This window comes from Yersinia pekkanenii (genome assembly GCF_001152565.1).
Taxonomy (GTDB): Bacteria; Pseudomonadota; Gammaproteobacteria; order Enterobacterales; family Enterobacteriaceae; genus Yersinia; species Yersinia pekkanenii.
In genome coordinates this window covers 1-3,569 of record NZ_CQAZ01000107.1, presented here as the reverse complement: position 1 = coordinate 3,569, position 3,569 = coordinate 1, and the positions used below count along the sequence as shown (strand labels likewise).

The following is a 3,569-nucleotide window of genomic DNA, read 5'->3' as shown; positions in this document are numbered from 1 at the left end:
CGCCCCAGGCTGGAGCGTAAATGCCTGCAACAATTCCGCGCCGGGCAACATGGGCAGCGGCTTACCGGACAGAATATCCATCGCATGGGCTTCCAGCGAAATGGCTCCCGCCATGCCCGCCAACCCCAGAAGTTTACCCTGTATTTTTTTCTGTTTAATGATAAAGGCGACACCGCCCACCAGGGTTGCCGCCCCAACGACCGCGCCAGCCACCATCAGCGGTGACAGCGGTTTATTACTGTTATCGCCAAAATAGATCATCCGCTCGAGAAAATAACTGCCCCAGGGTTCGCGCGCCCCAAACGCATTGTGCATAAACCAGGCGCGGGAATCATGCACCTGATCATCAAAAAGCGCGCGGAGCTGCCCCCCGGGTAATTCGGTATTACTGGTTTCACCAGCCACAGGGAATAGCACAGTACATCGCACTTCACCGGCGGTTTTCATGCGCAGCCATTCAGGGTATCGGTTGTCGGTACTCAGAAGGAAAATCGCGTTTTTGAGCCCATAGACCGGCTCAAAGTACCATTCCTGGGTGTTGGTGCGTGATACTCCCTGATAATCTTCTCTGAACTCCTCTGCGGCCTGGCGTAACTGGGTTTGTCCCAGTGCCGCATCGAAGTCCTTAGGCCCTTGAGGGAGAAGGATAAAATCACCGTCTTTAGCGGCAGCGGCCATGCTCTGGCGTTCTTGTTCCGTGTTCTTCTGAATTAGTGCCCGGTTATCTTCGTCGGCTTTTCTGAGGGCCGGATCACTGTGTTTATCCAGCCCGTTGGCGGCAGAGTCGATGTAGAAGCGTTTTGTCTTGTAGGTGCCGCTGGCGTAGCGGGTGATGCGCCAGGCGGTGATCCACGCCGTTTGTTCTTCCATGGCTTTTTCCAGGCTGACGGCCGCGCGCAGTGGCTGGTATTTTACCGCCTCCTGCCCACTGATAATATCAGTTGATAGAGGAATTCCAAGGGTCAAGGTGCGCCAGGCGTTGAAACGGTCGATTAAGTTAGGATTTATCAAAAACTCTTCTTGGACATCTGGCGGTAATTGTCGGTAGATGTCTTTTTTAATGTCATCAGGCAACGAGGTCTCGGGGACTTTTAATGGTGCGCCGGCAGCAAATGCGGCGGCGTACATCTCATGGAGGGCGATTTGGGACAACAGTAAGCTGTCATCCGGTCCGTTCGCCTTGCCCTGATCCCCTGGTGGATATCCACCGCCCAAATCTGAATGTACACCGGGGTACACCACCTCCTCGCTGTTGGCCGGGTACTTTCCATCGGTGCGGCGAATGGAATCTAGCGGGAAGCAGAGCCGCTGCTCGTGGGAGGACACCAAATGGATACAGCGTTTTATCAAGCCGCCGTAAATTTTCTCGTCAGGTAGTGCCTGATTACCGTCAGCCCAGCCCATGTGGCCTTCTGCAATCGGGGCCATGTGTGGGACACCTACCGAAGCCACTGTATCCAGCAGGCCAATAAATTCCACGCTGAGGGGAATGTTTAGGTCACCGGCCATCAGACACTGTTCTGGTTTTTCCTCATCGCCCTGCGGTTTTGGCAGCAGTTCACTGAGCCAACTGATAAAGGCCCTAGCTGCTGCCGCGCCGCGTGAAAATCCGTAGACGTACAGCTTGATACCCAGCAGTTTTGGCTTTCCTGGTTCCGCTGGCAGCAAGGCCGTGCGCAGGGCTTTTAACAGATCAGGTTCTTTGAGAAGACGCTGGAATTCTTCATAGCGGTTACTGCTGCCGGTCAGGCCGAAGGAGGCCATCGATGTTGCCATCGTTTGAACGGATTTCCAGCAGGCACCGTCATCCATTCGCTCCAGTCCTGTTGTGCGCCTGAGGGCATCAATGATGCGTAGCAGCCCCCAGTTGATGCGATCTTCGCCGTGCGTGGCGGCAGCGAGGCCGCCCATGCTGAAATCGAGGTCTGAAATTTCCGGGAACGGGGTGCCGACGCCCGGCATATAGTATTTATAATACTTGTTGTCGGCACTTTGTGGCATATCCGTCAGCGCGGCGTTTTTGCTGGCAAGTCCCGCGGCCTGCCCCTGGCCTAGAGTGGCCCGAAACAGGCGGGCGATATTGGTGGGGTGTTTCGGGTCGGCTACATACAGGTCGTGGTTCATGTTGTTGCCTGTGCCGTCAAAGAACAGGCTGATGTGCAGGGTCTTGCAGCAGGGCGGCATAACGCGGCGTCCTGTTGCGAGGCACAGTTCATTGCGGTAGGCACGCTCCTGGCTGTCCTGTTGACGGCAGTTCTGACCGACCAGAGCCGCGTGAACAGGAAGTCGCCCCTGTTCGGGGAACTGGGGGGGATACCAGGCCAGATCGGTTGTTATCTCGTGCATACGGCAGGCTCCTTCATATGGATAGGTTCTTTAATGGGGTAGTTAGGATGGCCATACTCGTAGCAACTGGTGGTGACTTTAATTTGGTCGCAGGGCATAAAGTGAATGGTGATCCCACATGTTTTACCACCGGAGGTATAAGCCGGAAGCGGGACAATTCGTGAATGTTGTTTGTTGAGGTTTTTTATTTTCAGAAACCATTCTTGACGGTCATTAAAGTATTGCCTGTTTTTTGCCCGTGCAACATCTCTAGGTAAATTATCAAGGTTAGGGGGCGTCGGTACCGGAAAAGGCGAATCGGCCTCTGTACCAAGCCCTGTTTCCCAGACAACTTGGACAGTCATACTTGGGTTCCATTGTGAAGGGGCGCTATAACTACCGCCACCACCACCACCCTGAAATGGCCCTATGGCATCAATGGCTGACTGCCCATTGACACTAAAATGGTTGATGGCCCATTTGGTGTGGTTAACGGCTTCGATGGTACCAGCGAGGGCTAATTGGCTGCTTAACGCAAGTAAAAAAGCCCCTGCCAACAGGGGGCGGCTGACTATTTTCATCATTAATTCCCTTTATTTTTACGGTAATGTTGTTCATGTGCTGGTCATAAAGCAAACTGTTCCACAATATTTGGAATTCTGGGCACACATTTCCCCGAGAAATGCCATCCGATGTCTAAAAACTATTAATTATCATCTTGTTAATTTATGAAATCAGGGGATATTACGAGATCTTTGCATCACCCAGAATTTTATAAACTGTGGAGCGGGCAATACTGAGCTGGCGGGAAATTTCTGTTGCACCAGTGCCTTTTCGGTAAAGCGTCAGTACAGCATCCCTGTCCACGGTACGTCTGCGGCCAAATTTGATACCTTTCAGCTTGGCTTCCTGCCGGCCCTCATTCGTACGCTCTAAAATCCTCCTGCGTTCGGCCTGTGCCACGGCTGACAGGATGGTGACCACCATTTTCCCCATTTCACCGTCAGTGCTAATCCCGTCGTCAATAAACCGGACAGCGACCCCCTGAATATCGAACTCTTTTATCAGTTGGATCATATCGGCAGTGTCACGGCCAAGCCGGTCGAGTTTTTTGACCAGGATGACGTCACCTTCCTCTACCTTCATACGCAGCAGATCTAGTCCCTCTCTGTCAGTATGGCTACCGGATGCTTTGTCGGTAAAGATGCGGTTGGCTTTCACCCCAGCATCTTTGAGTGCCTTAA

General features: G+C 53.0%; 3 protein-coding genes. All 3 read right to left on the bottom strand.

The annotated features are described in order from the left end of the window. A partial coding sequence (locus tag AEP37_RS22640) for a T6SS phospholipase effector Tle1-like catalytic domain-containing protein (protein ID WP_049615438.1) occupies positions 1–2,346 on the bottom strand: 2,346 nt, incomplete at its 3' end. Beyond that, on the bottom strand, positions 2,334–2,909 hold the full coding sequence (locus AEP37_RS22635) for a DUF3304 domain-containing protein (protein ID WP_049615437.1): 576 nt from the start codon (positions 2,907–2,909) through the stop codon (positions 2,334–2,336). The genes AEP37_RS22635 and AEP37_RS22640, both read right to left, overlap by 13 nt. A gap of 160 nt (positions 2,910–3,069) precedes the next feature. After that, the coding region (locus AEP37_RS22630; RefSeq protein ID WP_049615436.1) for a recombinase family protein at positions 3,070–3,569 on the bottom strand (500 nt) is incomplete at its 5' end.

Excerpts from the sequence above, each read along its gene's own strand:
- AEP37_RS22635 (WP_049615437.1), bottom strand. The coding sequence starts at position 2,909 with ATGATGAAAATAGTCAGCCGCCCCCTGTTGGCAGGGGCTTTTTTACTT.